This is a genomic window from Spirosoma endbachense (assembly GCF_010233585.1).
Lineage (GTDB): Bacteria > Bacteroidota > Bacteroidia > Cytophagales > Spirosomataceae > Spirosoma > Spirosoma endbachense.
In genome coordinates, this window is record NZ_CP045997.1 from 2,320,950 (window position 1) to 2,338,761 (window position 17,812).

A 17,812-nucleotide genomic window follows, 5' to 3' on the forward strand; every position below is an offset into this window, starting at 1 on the left:
TGACTCCTCTTTACCACTACCTATCTGTTATTGATCGATTAACTATGCTTTCTGTTAATTGCATCCCACGCACCCTTTCCAAATACGAGAACGACTAATCCCGGCAGCAAAATAGCACCAGCTCGAAAACCCGCTCCGGTAAGCTTGTAAACGCCTGTATTATATTGCGTAAAGCTCTGAAACAGATAGTAGACAGATGCAGCCAATAAAGCAACGGTTATACCGATAGCCAGTGGCTGGCTAAACCGTCCGGCAATCCAGGTTATCAGAAGGGACACTACAATAACCAGAGCAACCGAACCGATCGCTTTCGGAAAGGTTTCGATCGCTGTATAATCAAAAAAGAACACCCCAGCCTGACCAATCAGATTGGGGTGTGCCAGGAGCCAGCCGTCAAGCACGGCCAGCACAAGGAGTAAAATGTAAAAGAATGGATTACGCATAAAACTGTTTTCTCAGGCTGTTTTTAAGAACAACGAAGATAACAGCTTTTCTGTCTTCCTATCCCGCCAACTCCATTTTCAGGAACTTCCCGGTATAGCTTCCTTTCACCTCGGCTACCTTTTCGGGCGTTCCTTCGGCAATGATGTTGCCCCCTTTATTCCCACCTTCCGGACCAAGATCGATAAGGTGATCGGAGACTTTGATCACGTCCAGATTATGTTCGATGATCAGTACCGTATTGCCTTTGTCGGCGAGTTTATTCAACACATCGAGTAGGTGCGCAATATCCTGAAAGTGCAGCCCAGTAGTGGGTTCGTCGAGAATGTAGAGCGTTTTACCCGTATCTTTTTTGGACAACTCTTCGGCCAGCTTTACGCGCTGAGCTTCACCACCCGATAAGGTGGTGGCATGTTGGCCAAGTGTGATATAACCCAGCCCTACATCGTTCAGTGTCGTTACTTTACGCAGAATTTTCGGCTGACTGGCGAAGAAATCAAGCGCCTGCTCAACCGTCATATCGAGCACATCGGCAATGGATTTACCCTTAAACCGCACTTCAAGCGTTTCACGATTGAACCGTTTGCCTTTGCAGGTTTCACACATGACATGCACATCGGGCAGAAATTCCATTTCAATTTTCTTCATACCCGCTCCCTCGCAATCTTCACAACGACCACCTTTTACATTGAATGAGAACCGACCAGGTTTATAACCTCTGATTTTGGCTTCAGGCAGTTCGGCAAATAACGTCCGGATTTCAGAGAACATGCCGGTATAAGTCGCTGGATTCGAGCGGGGTGTCCGACCGATTGGCGATTGATCTACTTCAATAACCTTATCAAGATATTCCAGGCCCTCTACCGATTTGAATGGCAGTGGTTCACGCTTCGACTTATAGAAATGGCGATTCAAAACCGGAAACAATGTTTCGTGAATCAGCGACGATTTCCCACTACCCGACACACCCGTAATGGTAACCATCCGGCCAAGTGGCAGTTTGAGCGTTACGTTTTTGAGATTATTTCCAGTTGCATTCTTGATAATCAGAAACTTACCATTCCCCTTACGGCGTTCGGACGGTACTTCGATGTTCCGACGACCGCTTAAATAATCGGCTGTTGTACCACCATTTCGAATGAATTCAGCGGGAGTACCAATACCAACCACCTGACCGCCGTGACGGCCAGCGCCGGGACCAATATCGAGTATAAAATCAGACTCGAGCATCATGTCTTTATCGTGCTCAACAACCAGCACCGTATTGCCCAGATCGCGCAGATTCTTCAGCGAATCGATCAGTTTAACGTTATCGCGCTGGTGCAGACCGATACTTGGCTCGTCCATTATATAGAGCACGCCCACCAGTTGTGTCCCAATCTGCGTTGCCAGACGAATACGCTGCGCTTCGCCCCCCGACAGCGTACGTAGCGGCCGGTCGAGCGTGAGATAATCCAGGCCAATGTCGAGCAGAAAGCCGATGCGCTTCCGAATCTCTTTCAATATTTCCTTAGCGATTGTATTCTGACGATCGCTCAAGCGACTTTCCAGTCCATCGAACCAGGCGGTCAGCTCCGAAATGTCCATACGGGCCAGTTCGGAGATATTTTTCTGGTCGATCCTGAAATACAGTGACTCTTTTTTCAATCGTGCACCATCGCACTCAGGGCAGCTCTTAACGACCATAAAATCTTTAAGCCACTCCTGAATTTTATCGGTGCTGTTCTCCTGCTGCCGTTTCAGAAAATTAACAATTCCCTCAAACTTAAAGCTGTAATAGTCTTCACGAGTGTCGGCCCGGCCGGTATCCTTTTTCGAAGGCATAGCAGCTTCGTCTTCCGTGCCATACATGAGTGCATGGAGCAGGTCTTCGGGAAACTTAACAACGGGCGTCGTGAGGTTGAGTTTGTATTTTTTCAGAATTGCTTCGATTTCCTTAAAAATCCACAATTCGCGATATTCACCCAAAGGGGCAATAGCTCCCCGGCTAATACTCAATGATTTATCTGGAATAACGGACTCTTCCGTAATTTCTTCAACCACGCCAAGACCATTACAAACCGGACAGGCTCCGTAGGGTGAGTTGAACGAAAACGAGTTCGGCGAAGGCTCGTCATAACTGATACCCGATTCCGGGTCCATCAGATTCTGCGAGAAATAGACCAGTTGCCCCGCGCCATCCAGCATCTGCATGGCACCTTTGCCCTGTTTCAGTGCCGTTTGTATTGACTGGCTCAACCGATAACGATCTTCCGTTTTCGGCACCAGTCGATCGATCACGATTTCAATATCGTGGATTTTGTAGCGATCCAACTGCATCTTCGGCGCTATATCCTGCACGACGCCATCGACACGAACTTTGGTATAGCCCGTCTTGGCAATCTGGACAAAAAGCTCGCGATAGTGCCCTTTCCGACCTTTAATGATTGGGGCCAGCAAGGTCAGTTTTTGGCCAGCATATTGTTCCAGAATGGTATCAATAATCTGGTCCTGTGATTGCCGTTCCATTTTTCGGCCTGTCACATAGGAGAATGCTTCACCTGCGCGGGCGTAGAACAGACGCAGGAAGTCATAAATTTCGGTCGTGGTCCCAACCGTTGAACGGGGGTTTTTGGAGGTAGTTTTCTGTTCGATGGAAATCACCGGACTCAACCCGTTGATTTTGTCTACATCGGGCCGCTCCATATCGCCAATAAACGAACGGGCATAAGCCGAAAAACTTTCCATGTAACGCCGTTGGCCTTCAGCGTAGATCGTATCGAACGCGAGCGACGATTTGCCGCTGCCGCTGATACCCGTCACGACAACCAGCTTGTTGCGGGGAATGGTGACATCAATATTTTTCAGGTTGTGTTCGCGGGCTCCGAGGACTTCTATCTGGTCGTAACCCGTCAGGTCAACATCGGTAAGTCCGGGCCGAAGCTCGGTTGCTTTTTCTTCTGTCACGTTGGATTGGCTTATTCTAAAGAACAACGTAAAACAGGCAAGGGTAGTTTCCTGAGAAATACATATGTAATGTAGAAAAGCGACCGTTACCAGGCTTCCTGTTTCAGGACCGAATGGTCTTCATATAGATGACCAACTATGTTCACCTCCGTCTGATGGGGTAACAAATTTTACTAATCAACTGATTGCTGACGCCTATAAGATGCAAGAGATTGCGTCTCTACAACATGGATGAAACAAAATTTCAAAATAAATATCGTATTGAACCTGCGCGACTGGAGGATTATGATTATGGGGCAAATGGCGCCTATTTTATTACCATCTGCTCCAAAAACAAAATTTGTTATTTCGGCGATATTGTTAGAGATAATGATCGACCTATTATTCAGCCAACTATTATTGGGCAAAGGGCCATCGACGGTTGGCTTTCTATCCCTGAGTTTTATCCGTTCGTTCAGTTAGATGCATTTCAGCTAATGCCCAATCACTTACATGGCATTCTTTTTATCAACAAACCCGACTATAACGATTGGCGGCCCAATGCCTTCGGACCACAGAGCAATAACATACCATCAATCATAAGGGGCTTCAAATCAGGCGTAACAGCCTATGCCACGATCCATCAGATTCCTTTTTGCTGGCAACCCCGCTATCATGACCGTGTTATTCGTAATGACAACGAACTGAGCAGAATTCGCCAGTATATCGAAAACAATCCTGCCCAATGGGCACAGGATTACGAAAATAAAGAAGGATTATACATGTAGACGCGACCCTTCGCGTCTCATGCGCGTCAGCAATAAATTGACAAAAACATCTGGATATGAATGAGAATGAGACGCGAAGGGTCGCGTCTCTACAGTTACACGCCAGCACAACGCAATACTTAATTCCCTTTACTCGAACCGCCTTCCTGCGCCAGCGCCAATTTGACCGCATCGTAGAGATTCACGATCCCGCCCGTTTTTGATAGACTGGCAAAATCAACCGTGTCGCTCGATTCAGGCTTGTGGACTTTCGTTTTGTAAGGCGTTGCAGACTGTACGATAATTCGCTTGATGTCGGCATAGGTCAGTTTCGGGAAATACGATTTCAATACCGCAGCCACACCCGCTACCACTGGCGAAGCCATGCTCGTACCGCTGTTGTTTTCGTATTTACTGCCTGGCACCGTCGAATAAATATCTTTACCCGGCGCAAAAACGTCTACAGTCTGTTTGCCGTAGTTCGAAAAGCTGGCAACCAGATCGGCATTGTTCGGTTCGGCACTCGCGCCCACCGTAATGACGTTTGGAATAGACGACCCGTCGATAAACCGGGGAGCCGGATAATTGGCGGCCGTATCGATATCCTTACCGTCGTTGCCAGCCGCATGAATCATCAGTACACCCTTCGAAAGTGCATAGCGTTCAGCATCTTCAACAACTTTTCGCTGGGGCGAATAGTCCTTGCCGAAACTCATATTGATAATCTGCGCGCCGTTATCCACAGCATAGCGAATGGCATTGGCAATGTCTTTATCGCGCTCATCGCCGTCGGGAACAGCCCGAACACCCATAATCTGAACGGCATCAGCAATACCCATCACCCCTAATTTGTTGGTGCGGTCGGCACCGATGATACCGGCAACGTGGGTGCCGTGATCGGCCCGAGGACCAGCGATGTCAGAATTGCCGTAATCGCGCTGGGTCAGATCGTTTGGATTGTCGCCCACAATGGCCCGGCTGTCGAAGTCAGGATTATAGTTATATTCGGCGCGTGACTTCAGTTGCTCGTTTGCCTTTTCAAGTTCGTTCGTCACCACGTCGGCGTCGGCAGCCCCCTGTTGATTTAACAGACGCAACACACCCATCACTGGGCGTTTCAGGGCCGCATTCGTAATGGTATCGGCAGCTTTTCGTAGGGTGATCGTATCCAGCTTTGTTACGTTCAGTGCTTTTTTCAAGGCAGTGACGGCTGTTGTATACTGTTCATAAAACTGGCTAATCCCCTGATACTGTGCCTTGTACTGTGCCTGATTCTTTTCGACTTCGGCTTTTGTTTTTACGTATAGATCGTATTCTTTCTGCTGATCCGGCTTTAGTGAAGCACGGGTTTTGCCATCATATTTTGGCTTAAGCTGAGCATAGAGCCGGGTTACTTCGGCCGTTTCATAGCTAACGTTACGACCATCTTTCCCACCAATGAAGTTCCAGCCATGAACATCGTCAACGTAGCCGTTTTTATCGTCATCTTTACCGTTACCGGCAACTTCTTTGGGGTTGATCCAAAGCACTCGCTTCAGGTCTTCGTGGGTGGTGTCGATACCGCCATCGATCACAGCGACCACTACAGGCGTAGCTTTACGATCTTTGAGGAGTTCGCGGTAGGTGCGCTCAACGCTGATACCTGCTGTGCTATCGGTTTTATCACGCAGATACCACTGCGTTTCCTGCGCCAAAGCTGCTACAGAAAGCAGGCAGACCGACGCGCTGATAAGGAGTTTCTTCATGAATTGTTAACAAAAAATCTTCACAAATTACGTATAAACAAGTAGTTGTGAGGCTTAAAAGTTGTTAAATGGCACACATATTTTTAGTTATAGTCTATAATTGATGACTTATTTACTAATTGATATCCTACCTTACTTGCTCTGTCTAGCCATTTTGTCCGAATAATAAAACTCATTAAACGCTTTCGGATACAGCGGAAAAACGACTTCTGGTTCTTCCAGATCAGGGTGCCAGGTTTTCTCCCACTCGAAACTATAATAGCCAGTATAGCCCCCATTCGCTAACGCGGCAATCGCATCAAAAATAGGGGTTTCGCCCTGGCCCAGGGAGGTGTAATGGAATTTCCCATCGATCAATTTGGCGTCTTTGATGTGCGTGTGCCGAATATAAGGCTTTAGCTTTTTGTACACATCGGCGGGCGGTTCTTTGGTCACTGACCACATGTTAAACACATCCCAGATCAACCCAACTTTAGGCGATTTAGCCCCGTTCATCATGCTGACCAACTCGTCTGTCTGAACGCCATCGCCATGAGTTTCGAGCAATACACTTACCCCACTTCCCTTAGCATAGTCGGCCAGGTCGATCAGGCCCTTCGTAATTCGATCGAGCGTTGCACTACGCTCCTGATCCTTGGGCAACGCATCCGGAAAAACCCGAACGAAGGAACACTGCAACTGATCGGCTAGTGTAATGAATCGCTTCGCTTCGTCTAAATGCCGTTGGCGGGTAACCGGATCGGCATGGTGAAGTTGGGTAGACGCCCCTAGATTAATAATTTTTACACCTTTGTCAGCAGCCAGTCGCCGGGCACTGGCGATATGTTGGGCGTTATCGAACACCGGCGTTTTTGTCAGGTCCATTTCCCCCTGCAAACCCCGGATTTCTATAGCATCGTAGCCATTTTTTGCAGCGGCCTCCAGACTGATCGCCAACGACCATTTCGGGCAACCAAGTGTCGAAAATGCCAATAATGGTTTTTGCCTGCCAGGACTTAAGGCATTTGCCGTACCAACAGTTGCCAGTAAGCCAATAGTCGACTGCAAAAAGGATCGGCGATTGAGTTCGTTCATAAAGAGTGAATTGAGGATACTACTGCTGCCTGCGTTACAACAAAATCTGCCTGAACTATTTTTAATACTACAACTTTCCTGCTTTTAGTTGTTTTACGGCATAGTCAGCAGCACGAGCCGTAAGCGCCATGTAGGTCAATGATGGGTTCTGGGTAGAGGTAGAGGTCATACAGGCACCGTCCGTTACAAACACATTTGGGCAATGGTGCAACTGATTCCACTTGTTCAATAGAGACGTTTGCGGATCTTTTCCCATCCGAACACCGCCCATCTCGTGGTTTTCACTGCCCGGCCGTCGTTGCGTGTCCAGCGTCCTGATGTTCGTAAAACCGCATTGACTATACATTTCGGTAAACTGCTGAAAAAAGTCATTGAGAATCTTCTCGTCGTTATCGTCAAAAGCAACCGAAATGCGAAGCTGAGGAATACCCCAGGCATCGGTCTGGGTTTTATCAAGCTGAACCGTGCTTTTTTCTTTCGGAATAGTTTCTGCCATCATGCTGGAGCCAATCTGCCAGGGGCCCAATTGTCGCTCCAGTAGCTTTTCTTTTAACGACGCACCGATCAGATCCGAGTTTTGCAGAGCCGACCGCGATGCACTGAATGTAGACGCGTATCCGCGCAGGAAATCCGTTTCCTGTTTAACGACATTGCGAAATCGGGGAATGTAACAACTATTGGGCCGCTGACTGCGGTTGGTTGAGTCAAGCAGTCCGTCATATTCTGCCGAAATACGGCCCCGGTAGCTATGGAAAGCAATGAATTTGCCTAACAATCCATTATCGTTTCCTAATCCAGTTGGAAACCGATGTGATGTGGAATTGAGCAGGATCAGGTTTGTATTAAGAGCCGATGCGTTCAGAAAGATAACGCTGGCAAAATAGTCGACCAGTTCGCGGGTAGTTGAATCGATAACCCGCACGCCTTTCACCCGTTTTTTTGCCTCATCATAAATCAGTGAGTGAACAACCGAATGCGGCCTGAGGGTTAATTTACCAGTTTTAGCCGCCCAGGGCAGTGTCGACGCATTGCTGCTATAGTAACCGCCATACGGACATCCCCGCTCACACAGCAATCGATTCTGGCACTGCGCCCGGCCCTGCTGGGTATGAACAGACGTTGGCTGGGTTAGGTGAGCCGCCCGACCCATAATGACATGACGATCTGAATAACGCTTTCCGATTTCGTTTCGGAAATGCGTCTCCACACACGACATTTCGTGTGCAGGCAGAAACTCACCATCGGGCAATGTTGCCAGACCATCGCGATTACCGGTTATGCCAACAAATCGCTCGACATAACTGTACCAGGGCGCTATATCTTTATACCGGATAGGCCAGTCGACGGCGAAACCATCGCGGGCTGGGCCGTCAAAATCAAAATCACTCCATCGCTGCGTTTGCCGCCCCCATGTTAGTGAACGTCCGCCAACCTGGTACCCATGCAGCCAGTCGAACGGCTTTTCCTGAATATAAGCCTGCTCACTATCTTTCGAAAAGAAATGCATGGTATCCTCCCGAAACGCATAATTCCGGCTAACGATTGGATTCTCCTGCCGAACTTTGAGTGGCAACTGACCCCGATGTTCTACTTCCCACGGATTGAGCATCATAGTGGGGTAGTCGGTAATGTGTTTTACATCCCGTCCCCGTTCCAGAACTAATGTGCGCAGGCCGTTTTTCGTTAGCTCTTTGGCAGCCCATCCCCCACTGATACCAGAACCGACTACAATAGCGTCGAAGGTGCGGGCAGCCAGACTGTCGCCGATCAGATTCGCCATAAACTTCCAAAAACAGGTTTATACAAGCGTTGACCTTAGGGAGTTCAAGGCTTTCCTAAGGTCAACTTTTTTTAAGGACGCTTTATTGAACTAGCGGTTTCAGGGCTTTCCGTGGGCCGTAGTTCTGTAGTGTTCCCGTAATAAGTCCTCCCCAAAATCATTGGTTAAATCCCTCACAACCGTATGAATATGGTTCGCATTGGTTTGTGTATTATCGTACTCAATCAGAATCGTTGGCCCATGAATCCGATAATACCATCCCTTGCCCTCTCCTAACTCGGGCGTAAGATCGCCAGCCCAACCAAATCGAAGGCTATCCAGGCCTGTTTTTTGCAGTTTTGCCATTTGCTGGTTGGCAAGCGTAATGCGGTAGTTGTTTAGGTAAACCTGCAACAAACCCAAAAACAATTTGCGTTGATCAGCCGTCATTTCAGAGAGCATCAGACCATCCATCTTTTCGAGCACAGCACTACGTTTATTACTCGTAACCATCTCGGGATAGGCAACAGCAGCCAGCACTGCTTTTTTTCGCTGATCTGGATTCAGGGTTTTCAGCAAGGCAAAAGCCTGCTCTGTTTCCTGCTTTAATATTTCACGACCTTTCTGGGGCAGATCAGATACGCGCGGATCACCCATACGTTTATCGGCCATGGATGGGTCGTATTTCAGAATACCCGGATTGCTACCAAAAAATGTGGGAGTTTGCGCTATTACCCGGCCTGTTACGGACATAAACTGAAGCGACAAGTGGTGTCCTTCAATTCGCCAGCTCCATGGATTTTTCGTTGATGGATCGCCGAAAATGGTGAACGAATAATTTTCCGGATCACGATACACATCATTTGGAGGGCGATTATCAATTACACGCAGCACATTCTCCATATCAATAATGGCCGTTGCTTTATCGTAACCTTGCTGGCTCAGTCCCGTTTTAAGCATAGCCATTGCAGCCTGACGCTGCTCAGGGGTCATCTGTTTCAGGGGAAGACCTTTACGCTCTCTCGGCACAAAGTGCCAATTGAACCGCTCCGCATCATCGAGCGGGAAAATAGCTTTTTGCCGCTGTTCTGGCGATAAGGTTTGTAAAAATGCCTGAGCAGATTCTTGCATCTCATCGCGTACCTGTTGCGCAGACGATTTAGCTTTGGGCTGGGCTACAGTCTGTGCCACAGCCTGGCCCACTATCAAGCAGAAGAAAAGGATACGAATCATAACCGACATCAGTAAGTCTTTTTGAGTAAAGCACTCTCCTCATTGAATTTACTGAATGTAGAATTGTACTCTAACACGGATTTCGAGCAAGATGATTAGCGGGCGAGTATGGACTCTCCTGCACGAATTACTTACTGATCTTTCATTATTTACTTTCTTTTTGCCAACAACCCGACCTGTTCATTAGTTGTAGAAATAAATCCACTGTCACACTACGATCATGTCAACCCGGCCACCGAACAACAGTTTTGGTCCATTAGACCATCTGGCTATGCGCTATTTACGGCAGGCACTCGACACGTCGCATCCGACTGATGAGCCTTATGTACTAAGCCCTGTAGAAAGTCGCGTTATCCGACGTACTAAAACGTTGACGCTTGGTTTAGCCTCTCTGCTAGGCGTTCTGGGCGTTCTGTTCCTTTACGTACCTCAATACAATTGGCCTGCTCTGTTCCAGAATACACCAGTAACGCTGTTCGGAACAACCTATAACCTCCCAATTGTCACCACTCTATACGGTTTACTGCTGGTTTATATAGAAGTAAATCTCTTAGTTGGCCTGAATTTGCTGGGTGTAAAGGCAATTATGCAGGTGTGCCAGTTTCCACGCGCTCACGATGCACAGTATGACCGCCATCTGCAGGCTCTTGCCGACGCAGCTTTGGAGAAAACAAATCGAGGCATTCTTCGCTTCGGGATTGATCCGTACCTGAACATGCCGCGCTGGGGATTAACGATCTTTTTCCTGCTAAATATTACTAAAGCTGCACTAAGTAATCTGGCGCTAAAATTTTTTCTGAAGCGTTTTTTGGGCCGATTTGCTCTCCGCCAGGTGACCGATCTCGCAGGGATGCCAATTTATGCCGCCTGGAATGCGTATGCTTCCTGGCAAGTGTTACACGAAGCACAGATTCGTGTGATGGCTCCGCTCACAATTCGTGAGTTTGTCAATGAACTTCACGACGAATGGGGTGATAATGAGCAATTCAGGCCACTTATTCTAGAAGCCTTACAATATGTTGCCATTCTGAAACGGCAATATAATTACGCCCATTTTCTGCTGACAGAAACATTGGTAGACCGGTTCAATCTTCGAACAAACTCTACGCTCACAGGTCATTTTGCCGAGCAGGCCGCCAATGCCCCGGTTGAAGTGCGTAAAAGTCTGGAGCGGCTTATTGTTTTTGGGGTGTTAGTAGACGGCAACTTATCCTGGCTTGAGAAACGGCGGCTGCGCCAGCTTCGTACCAAGAATTTTCTGACCTACTCAACCGAAGACATACAGCGAATTGGTGAAGATTATAATCAGGGGCGCGGACTCTGGGTTTGAGAGCTATTCGATTGGCCACTTTCCGACTTGTCCCGTCCCTAGACGAACCGTCATATTAGGCTTTATCATCCGCGGGATCATCTTTCGTAACCCGGACTTCATTAATACGCTTGTCGTCGGCCGATAACACATAAAATGTGTACCCGGCATATGTTGTCTGATCAGCAGGTTTTGGCAAACGACTGAATAATTCGAGTAATAATCCTCCCAGCGACTCACTATCCCCCTGCACAGCCTCGAATGTAGTGGCATCGACATTCAGAATCCGGCAAACGTCAGTAATGGGTACTTTACCTTCAAAAACCACCGTCCGGTCATCTTCACGGCGGTAGCCGACGGGCGTTTCATCGTCAAATTCGTCGTTGATATCCCCAAAGATTTCTTCAATAATATCCTCAAGCGTTACCAGGCCACGCGTACCGCCATATTCGTCCACAACAATGGCAATATGTACCCGACGTTTCTGAAAATCCTGTAAAAGGTCATCGACTTTCTTGTTTTCCGGAATAAAGAAGGCAGGACGCACCAAGGACTGCCAACGGAACGAGTCATCTTCATGAATATGCGGCAGCAGATCTTTGATGTATAAGATCCCATCAATCTGATCCAGTGATTCTTTATAAACAGGCACTCGTGAATAACCAGATGCGTTGATCTGAGTCATTAATTCAGAGAATGTCAAGTCGTCTGCTACTGCCGAAATATCGAGTCGTGCCCGCATGACCTGACGAGCCGTCAGGTTGCTGAAATTGACAATACCTTTCAGAATTTCTTTTTCTTCTGTCGTCGCATCAGTGCCTGTTAGTTCGACGGCCTGACTAAGCTCTTCAACCGACAATTTATAGCCCCGTCGCTCAACCCGCTTATCGACCTGATTGCTCAGATTAACAAGCAACATGGCCAGTGGGCGTAGTACAGCAAGACCAACTTGTGCTAATGGTGCTGTCCGGCGGGCAACTGTCATGTTGTTCTGGCTGGCATATACCTTCGGCACGATTTCACCAAAAAGTACAATTGCCAGCGTTGTGGTCAATGTCACTCCTGATAATATCCAACCCGAAGCATGGTAAGCCTGCGAAAACTCCCAGGTCAGGTAAGTAACAATCACAACAATGGCAATATTCAGCAAATTATTAAAGATGACCAACGACGCCAGCAATCGTTTCGGGCGGTCGAGTAACATGGCAATACGCTGATCGCCAGGCTGTATGCTATTTCGACAACGCGTACGGTCATCCGGGGAAAGAGAAAAGAATGCAGCTTCGGAAGCTGACACCAGACCGGCCAGCAACAATAGTAACAGAATCAGACCCGCATAAGGGGCATATAAATCAAAATAGGTGCTCCAGCCATCTGCAGCTGGGAGCACCTGTCGGGGAAGAGGATCACTACTAGGGTCCATGTATATTAAATCTCGTTCAACAATAGAGCATTGAGCGGTTTAGAACGGAAGATCGTCGTCACCACTATTGCTCTCAAAAGGAACCGGGTCAGGCTCCCTACGCGGTGGCTGCTGACGTGCAGCCTGTGGAGCAGGGGCAGCTTGCTGACGCGGGGCTGGTGCTGCCTGCGGTGCCGGTTGCTGGCGCGGAGCAGGCTGCTGGGTTTGCGTCGGTGCTTCGAATGAACCGCCATCCTGACGATCATTAGGCCCACCTAAAAATTGAAAGGTGGTAGCACGAACGCCAAGCGAAAACCGTTCTTTACCTTCCCGGTCCGTATATGTCTCTGTCCGCAAGCGACCTTCTACATAAATTTGCTGGCCTTTGCGTACATATTTTTCAATTGTCTTAGCCTGATCATTCCAAGCTTCTATTCGAAACCACTCCGTTGATTCAACCTGCTCCCCAGTACGGGTTGTGTATCGTTCATTAGTAGCAACGCTGAATTTGGCAACGACTGAGCCTCCATCCAGGTATCGGACTTCCGGATCGTTGCCAACGTTACCAATAATAATTACTTTATTAAGGCTTGCCATACTCTGTGTTTTGTTAGTTACGTATGAAAAAATGCGTAGGGCTTAAAGAGATTAAAGATACTGAAATAAACGCACTTATCCAAACGACTTTTCCAAATAGTTAGCAATTAAAACAGGCTTGGGGAGGTCTCCAATCATTGCCTGTGAATACCACTTTAAACCTGTCGGCAAATGTCCTGCCAGCTTATCCGGCAGGTCAATTACATAGAACATCGCCTGAATTCGTTGATGAGATAGTAACTGCATTGCTCCAGTCGGCATAGTCGACAGAACGCCTTGCTGCACTAATTCGTTCACTGAATCAGGCAATAACAGGTCGCGTAACATTGGTTTAGGCTCGTCTGTTTCAAGCAGATAGAAATCGTAGAGATTTTGCCAGATATCCCGATCCGTGCGTTCACGCATAGCGATTTTATCACCGTTCTTAAAAATAAGATACTGAAAATATCGATTCCGGACAGGCGCTTTTTTAGCCTTGATGGGTAACCGATTCTGCTGACCTGTCAAATAGGCCACACACTGTTGCTGGACTGGACATAACAGGCAATCGGGTGCTACCGGTGTACACTGAATCGCGCCAAACTCCATGATTGCCTGATTGTAGGTTGCCGGATCACTGGCTTGCTGGATAAGCCGGGCTGCCAGTGCCGCAAATGTTTTTTTAGCACTGGTTGTGGTTATATCTTCGTCGATCCCAAACACGCGGGCTAACACTCGATAAACATTTCCATCAACAACCGACACCCGTTCTCCAAAGGCAAAAGATGCGATGGCGGCAGCCGTATAAACACCTATTCCCTTCATTTTCAACAACTCATGGTATGTTTCTGGAAACTTTCCGTTGAGTTGTTCGGTTATATGACGAGCTGTTTGATGTAAATTCCTGGCACGGGAATAATACCCAAGCCCCTGCCAGAGACGGAGCAATTCGCGCTCGTCGGCATGAGCCAGATCGTTAATCGTTGGATAAGCCGCTATGAAACGTTCATAATACGGTTTTCCCTGCGCGACGCGGGTTTGTTGCAGAATGACTTCCGACAGCCAAATATAGTACGGATTGCGAGTATGACGCCACGGCAAGTCGCGTTTATGGTACTCATACCAGCGTTCCAGACTAGGTACAAATACGGTTTCAATGACGTTAAGGTCTGATTGCCAATTCAAAATAAAAAAAGAAAAAGCGTCGTTGATTATGAAAAACTGGAACACAGGGTTTTATAATTTCTCAGAAACCGCTACCTTTGTGCTCCCATTTTTGACACCCGAATTTTCAACAACACAGTAAACGTTAAAGTTTAAGAAGTCGTGACGAAAGCAGACGTAATTGCAGAGATCGCCGATAAGACCGGAATCGATAAGGCCGAGGTAACGAACACTCTTGAGACCTTCTTTTCGGTGGTTAAGGACTCGTTGGCCGAGGGAGAGAATATCTATGTGAGAGGGTTCGGCAGTTTCATTAACAAGAAAAGAGCCAAGAAGGTAGCCCGGAACATCTCGAAAAACACCGCAATGGTGATTGATGAGCATTTCATCCCGAGCTTCAAGCCCGCCAAGGTTTTCGTTGAGCAAGTGAAAACCAGCGACAAAGCCAAAGTAGCGGCTGAGTAAGCAAACAAGCGGTCCCCACCGGCTGAGCATCAGTCCAGGCATTTGCGACGTGATTAGTTCCCACCATGAATAAGTCAATATTGTTGGTTGTTGTGTTGGCTACGGCCTTAACTGCAGGGTTATACACTTTGCCTAAGGTTGTTGTACGTAACGAGACCAAACAGTTGAGTGAATCCATGCCGGGAAGTCGCACGACGCAGGCGCCCATGGCTACTCAGCCAGGGGCAACCGCTGGTAACGGAGCGCCAGATCGCTCAACGATTCACCAAAAGCCGCTATCACCCGAACAGCAGAAACAACTGGATCGGTTGAAAACACAGTTTTTGGCGACCGGATCGGCTCAGAAAGAAGCATCGGCAACCAAGTTAATTGCCCTGTTCCGGGAGGTTACCCAGTATGATAGCGCGGCTTATTATGCCGGTCTATTAGCCACGGATCAACCAACCGAACAGAATTTGCTTCAGGCAGGTGATCAGTATTTTGAAGCGTACACCTTTGCTGTCGACGAAACGAAAACGGCAATGCTGGGTCAAAAAACCCGCGATTTTTATCAACAAGTCCTTGCAAAGAATCCAGGTTTGCTAGCGGCCAAAGCCAATATGGCGATGACCTATGTTAACACGGATACGCCAATGCAGGGAATCATGCTTTTGCGCGATGTGTTGAAGCAGGACCCAACCAATGAGTTGGCCTTGTTTAACCTCGGGCTTCTGTCAATGCGGTCAGGCCAGTATGAGCGTGCTGTTGAACGGTTCCGTCAGATTTTAGTTACGAATCCGGCTAGCCGAAAAGCACAATTTTACCTGGGTGTAAGTCTGGCCGAGTCAGGGCAAAAAGAGGAAGCAAAGAAAGTCTTGGCTCAGGTAAAAAAGCAGGAGAAAGATCCACAGGTTCTGGCCGCTGTTCAGGAATACGAAGAGCGGTTAAAGTAAGTGAGTTATACAGTTGAAAAACTATAGAGCCGCCTGGTTGATGAGTAAGTCAACGCTCTATTGTTATTCAACTTTAAAACTATACAACTTTTCAGGACTTACCGAGTGGTAAGTCGGCATGTATTTTCAACCATTAAACAGCATTCGCACTATGCCTTGCGGTAAAAAACGGAAACGGCACAAGATTGCCACTCACAAGCGGAAGAAACGGCTCAGAAAAAACCGGCACAAGAAAAAGTAGTAAGTTAGTCGGCAGTTTACAGTCGATATTTTGCCGATAGCTGCCTATTGTAAACTTGCCTACTGCCTACTCATTTTGGAAGCCTCGTGCCGGTCTGTAAAGCCCGAGCGTGGCTTCTTTTTTTTTATATAGCCATTCTTAACCGTTCATTCATCTTGTGAGTAATGAATTAGTTATCAGTTCGACTCAGAAAGGTGATCGGATTGCGCTCTTGCAAAACAAGAGATTGCTGGAATATCACGAAGAAGAGTTAGACAGCAGCTTTACCGTTGGCGATCTTTATTTAGGAACAGTCAAAAAACTTTCATCGGGCCTCAATGCAGCTTTTGTGGATGTAGGCCATGAAAAAGATGGTTTTTTGCACTATCAGGACTTAGGGCCGAATATCAATTCGCTCAATAAGTTTGTTAAAGACGTAATCGCCAAGCGCGTCACCACCGGTCGGCTCAACAGCACACAGCTGGAGCCGGTCATCGAAAAAATTGGGAAAATCGATAAGGTACTGACGAAAAACGCGCCCATCCTGGTCCAGGTGGTTAAAGAACCCATCTCAACCAAAGGTCCACGCCTTTCCTGCGACATTTCCATTGCGGGCCGTTATCTGGTCCTCGTGCCGTTTTCAGACGGCGTTAATTTATCAAAGAAGATTACGGACCGAGCCGAGCGGTCGCGCTTGCTACGGCTTATGTCGTCATTAAAGCCTCAGAATTTTGGGGTTATTGTGCGAACTGTTGCACAGGACAAAGATGTTGAAGAACTTGACCGCGACCTTCAGCACTCACTCGCCAAGTGGGAGCAGGCTGTTAAGACGTTAGCCGATGCCAAACCCAGAGATCGAGTATTGGGTGAAATGAATCGGGCTTCCTCTATTCTACGGGACATGCTCAATGAAACATTTGAGAGCATCACAGTAGATACCCGCGAGTCGTTCGACGAGATTCGGGAATACATTCATACCATTGCTCCCGATAAGGAGAAAATTGTTAAACTTCATAATGGTAAGGCAAAGGTTTTTGAAGCCTTAGGATTAGAAAAACAATTAAAATCTCTATTTGGTCGCTCGGTGAGTTTACCGGGTGGCGGTTATCTAATTATTGAGCATACTGAAGCCTTACACGTAATTGATGTCAATAGCGGCAACAAGTCGAATTCAGAAGAAGATCAGGAAGCTACAGCCATCAGCGTCAATCGTGAGGCTGCCAAAGAAATAGCCCGGCAACTTCGTCTGCGTGATATGGGCGGCATTATCGTCGTTGATTTTATTGACATGAAGAAAGCAGAAAACAAAAAGCTTCTGCAGGACATCATGCGCGATGAGATGAAAACAGACCGCTCGAAGTTTACAATTTTACCCCTGACTAAATTTGGGCTAATGCAAATTACACGTCAGCGTGTACGGCCCGAAATGAACATTGTTACGCGCGAGGTTTGCCCAACATGCGGTGGTACTGGCACCATTCAGGCTAGTGTTCTGGTTACTGATGTTATCGAAAACAATCTCGATTACATTTTAACAAAACAGAACGAGCGGGGTATTTCAATTGCAATGCACCCATTTTTATATGCCTATTATACCAAGGGATTATACTCCAAACAAATCCAATGGTATATCAAGTATAAATCATGGATTAAACTCGTTAAAGACAGTTCATTAGGTATTGTGAATTTCAAATTCTTCAATAAATCTGGTGAAGAGATTGAAACAGGTAGTGGTGCTTAGTTTCTTCTAGTAATGCTCTAAAAGAACAGCTATAAACCCCTATAAATCAACGGGCTCAA

General features: G+C 47.4%; 14 protein-coding genes. 5 read left to right on the forward strand and 9 right to left on the reverse strand.

Going from position 1 to position 17,812, the window contains the following annotated elements:
* Nucleotides 1-38: 38 nt before the first annotated feature.
* Nucleotides 39-443, reverse strand: coding sequence for a hypothetical protein (locus GJR95_RS09065; RefSeq protein ID WP_162385564.1), 405 nt, complete (start codon nucleotides 441-443; stop codon nucleotides 39-41).
* A 58-nt stretch (nucleotides 444-501) separates the two neighbouring features.
* Entirely contained in the window at nucleotides 502-3,387 is a 2,886-nt protein-coding gene (gene uvrA / locus GJR95_RS09070) for an excinuclease ABC subunit UvrA (protein WP_162385565.1), read from the reverse strand.
* Between the two features lie 227 nt (nucleotides 3,388-3,614).
* On the opposite strand from uvrA, the gene GJR95_RS09075 reads away from it, so the two are divergent.
* Nucleotides 3,615-4,154 carry a transposase gene (locus GJR95_RS09075; protein WP_162385566.1) on the forward strand — a complete coding sequence of 180 codons (540 nt, stop codon included), beginning with the start codon at nucleotides 3,615-3,617 and terminating at the stop codon, nucleotides 4,152-4,154.
* A 119-nt stretch (nucleotides 4,155-4,273) separates the two neighbouring features.
* Here the strand turns inward: GJR95_RS09075 and GJR95_RS09080 are convergent, their stop codons facing one another.
* From GJR95_RS09080 to GJR95_RS09095, 4 genes are all read right to left on the reverse strand, one after another.
* Entirely contained in the window at nucleotides 4,274-5,878 is a 1,605-nt protein-coding gene (locus tag GJR95_RS09080; RefSeq protein WP_162385567.1) for a S8 family peptidase, read from the reverse strand.
* A gap of 132 nt (nucleotides 5,879-6,010) precedes the next feature.
* Nucleotides 6,011-6,952: a sugar phosphate isomerase/epimerase family protein gene (locus GJR95_RS09085; RefSeq protein WP_162385568.1), complete on the reverse strand. Its 942-nt coding sequence runs from the start codon at nucleotides 6,950-6,952 to the stop codon at nucleotides 6,011-6,013.
* A 67-nt stretch (nucleotides 6,953-7,019) separates the two neighbouring features.
* The gene (locus GJR95_RS09090) at nucleotides 7,020-8,732 is read right to left on the reverse strand and encodes a GMC oxidoreductase (RefSeq protein WP_162385569.1); all 1,713 of its coding nucleotides are present in this window, start codon (nucleotides 8,730-8,732) and stop codon (nucleotides 7,020-7,022) included.
* A gap of 99 nt (nucleotides 8,733-8,831) precedes the next feature.
* Nucleotides 8,832-9,944, reverse strand: coding sequence for a DUF3500 domain-containing protein (locus GJR95_RS09095; RefSeq protein WP_162385570.1), 1,113 nt, complete (start codon nucleotides 9,942-9,944; stop codon nucleotides 8,832-8,834).
* 220 nt (nucleotides 9,945-10,164) lie between these two features.
* Between GJR95_RS09095 and GJR95_RS09100 the strand changes: the two genes are divergently transcribed.
* Entirely contained in the window at nucleotides 10,165-11,274 is a 1,110-nt protein-coding gene (locus GJR95_RS09100) for an LBF_2804 family protein (protein WP_174260198.1), read from the forward strand.
* A 55-nt stretch (nucleotides 11,275-11,329) separates the two neighbouring features.
* On the opposite strand, the gene gldE is transcribed toward GJR95_RS09100, so the two are convergent.
* The 3 genes from gldE to mutY all read right to left on the reverse strand — a co-directional run bounded on the left by gldE (nucleotide 11,330) and on the right by mutY (nucleotide 14,416).
* Nucleotides 11,330-12,676: a gliding motility-associated protein GldE gene (gene gldE, locus GJR95_RS09105; RefSeq protein ID WP_162385571.1), complete on the reverse strand. Its 1,347-nt coding sequence runs from the start codon at nucleotides 12,674-12,676 to the stop codon at nucleotides 11,330-11,332.
* Nucleotides 12,677-12,715: 39 nt separating this feature from the next.
* Nucleotides 12,716-13,252 (reverse strand): single-stranded DNA-binding protein, encoded by a 537-nt coding sequence (locus GJR95_RS09110; RefSeq protein ID WP_162385572.1) that lies wholly within the window; start codon nucleotides 13,250-13,252, stop codon nucleotides 12,716-12,718.
* A 75-nt stretch (nucleotides 13,253-13,327) separates the two neighbouring features.
* Nucleotides 13,328-14,416, reverse strand: coding sequence for an A/G-specific adenine glycosylase (gene mutY / locus GJR95_RS09115; RefSeq protein WP_162385573.1), 1,089 nt, complete (start codon nucleotides 14,414-14,416; stop codon nucleotides 13,328-13,330).
* A 141-nt stretch (nucleotides 14,417-14,557) separates the two neighbouring features.
* On the opposite strand from mutY, the gene GJR95_RS09120 reads away from it, so the two are divergent.
* The 3 genes from GJR95_RS09120 to GJR95_RS09130 all read left to right on the forward strand — a co-directional run bounded on the left by GJR95_RS09120 (nucleotide 14,558) and on the right by GJR95_RS09130 (nucleotide 17,753).
* Nucleotides 14,558-14,860, forward strand: a complete 303-nt coding sequence (locus tag GJR95_RS09120) for an HU family DNA-binding protein (protein ID WP_080237187.1) — start codon at nucleotides 14,558-14,560, stop codon at nucleotides 14,858-14,860.
* 65 nt (nucleotides 14,861-14,925) lie between these two features.
* Nucleotides 14,926-15,792 carry a tetratricopeptide repeat protein gene (locus tag GJR95_RS09125; protein ID WP_162385574.1) on the forward strand — a complete coding sequence of 289 codons (867 nt, stop codon included), beginning with the start codon at nucleotides 14,926-14,928 and terminating at the stop codon, nucleotides 15,790-15,792.
* Nucleotides 15,793-16,190: 398 nt separating this feature from the next.
* The gene (locus GJR95_RS09130; protein ID WP_174260199.1) at nucleotides 16,191-17,753 is read left to right on the forward strand and encodes an Rne/Rng family ribonuclease; all 1,563 of its coding nucleotides are present in this window, start codon (nucleotides 16,191-16,193) and stop codon (nucleotides 17,751-17,753) included.
* The last annotated feature ends 59 nt before the right edge of the window (nucleotides 17,754-17,812 follow it).

Excerpts from the sequence above, each read along its gene's own strand:
- GJR95_RS09065 (WP_162385564.1), bottom strand. The coding sequence starts at position 443 with ATGCGTAATCCATTCTTTTACATTTTACTCCTTGTGCTGGCCGTGCTT.
- GJR95_RS09075 (WP_162385566.1), top strand. The coding sequence starts at position 3,615 with ATGGATGAAACAAAATTTCAAAATAAATATCGTATTGAACCTGCGCGA.
- GJR95_RS09080 (WP_162385567.1), bottom strand. The coding sequence starts at position 5,878 with ATGAAGAAACTCCTTATCAGCGCGTCGGTCTGCCTGCTTTCTGTAGCA.
- GJR95_RS09085 (WP_162385568.1), bottom strand. The coding sequence starts at position 6,952 with ATGAACGAACTCAATCGCCGATCCTTTTTGCAGTCGACTATTGGCTTA.
- GJR95_RS09090 (WP_162385569.1), bottom strand. The coding sequence starts at position 8,732 with ATGGCGAATCTGATCGGCGACAGTCTGGCTGCCCGCACCTTCGACGCT.
- GJR95_RS09095 (WP_162385570.1), bottom strand. The coding sequence starts at position 9,944 with ATGATTCGTATCCTTTTCTTCTGCTTGATAGTGGGCCAGGCTGTGGCA.
- GJR95_RS09100 (WP_174260198.1), top strand. The coding sequence starts at position 10,165 with ATGTCAACCCGGCCACCGAACAACAGTTTTGGTCCATTAGACCATCTG.
- gldE (WP_162385571.1), bottom strand. The coding sequence starts at position 12,676 with ATGGACCCTAGTAGTGATCCTCTTCCCCGACAGGTGCTCCCAGCTGCA.
- GJR95_RS09110 (WP_162385572.1), bottom strand. The coding sequence starts at position 13,252 with ATGGCAAGCCTTAATAAAGTAATTATTATTGGTAACGTTGGCAACGAT.
- GJR95_RS09125 (WP_162385574.1), top strand. The coding sequence starts at position 14,926 with ATGAATAAGTCAATATTGTTGGTTGTTGTGTTGGCTACGGCCTTAACT.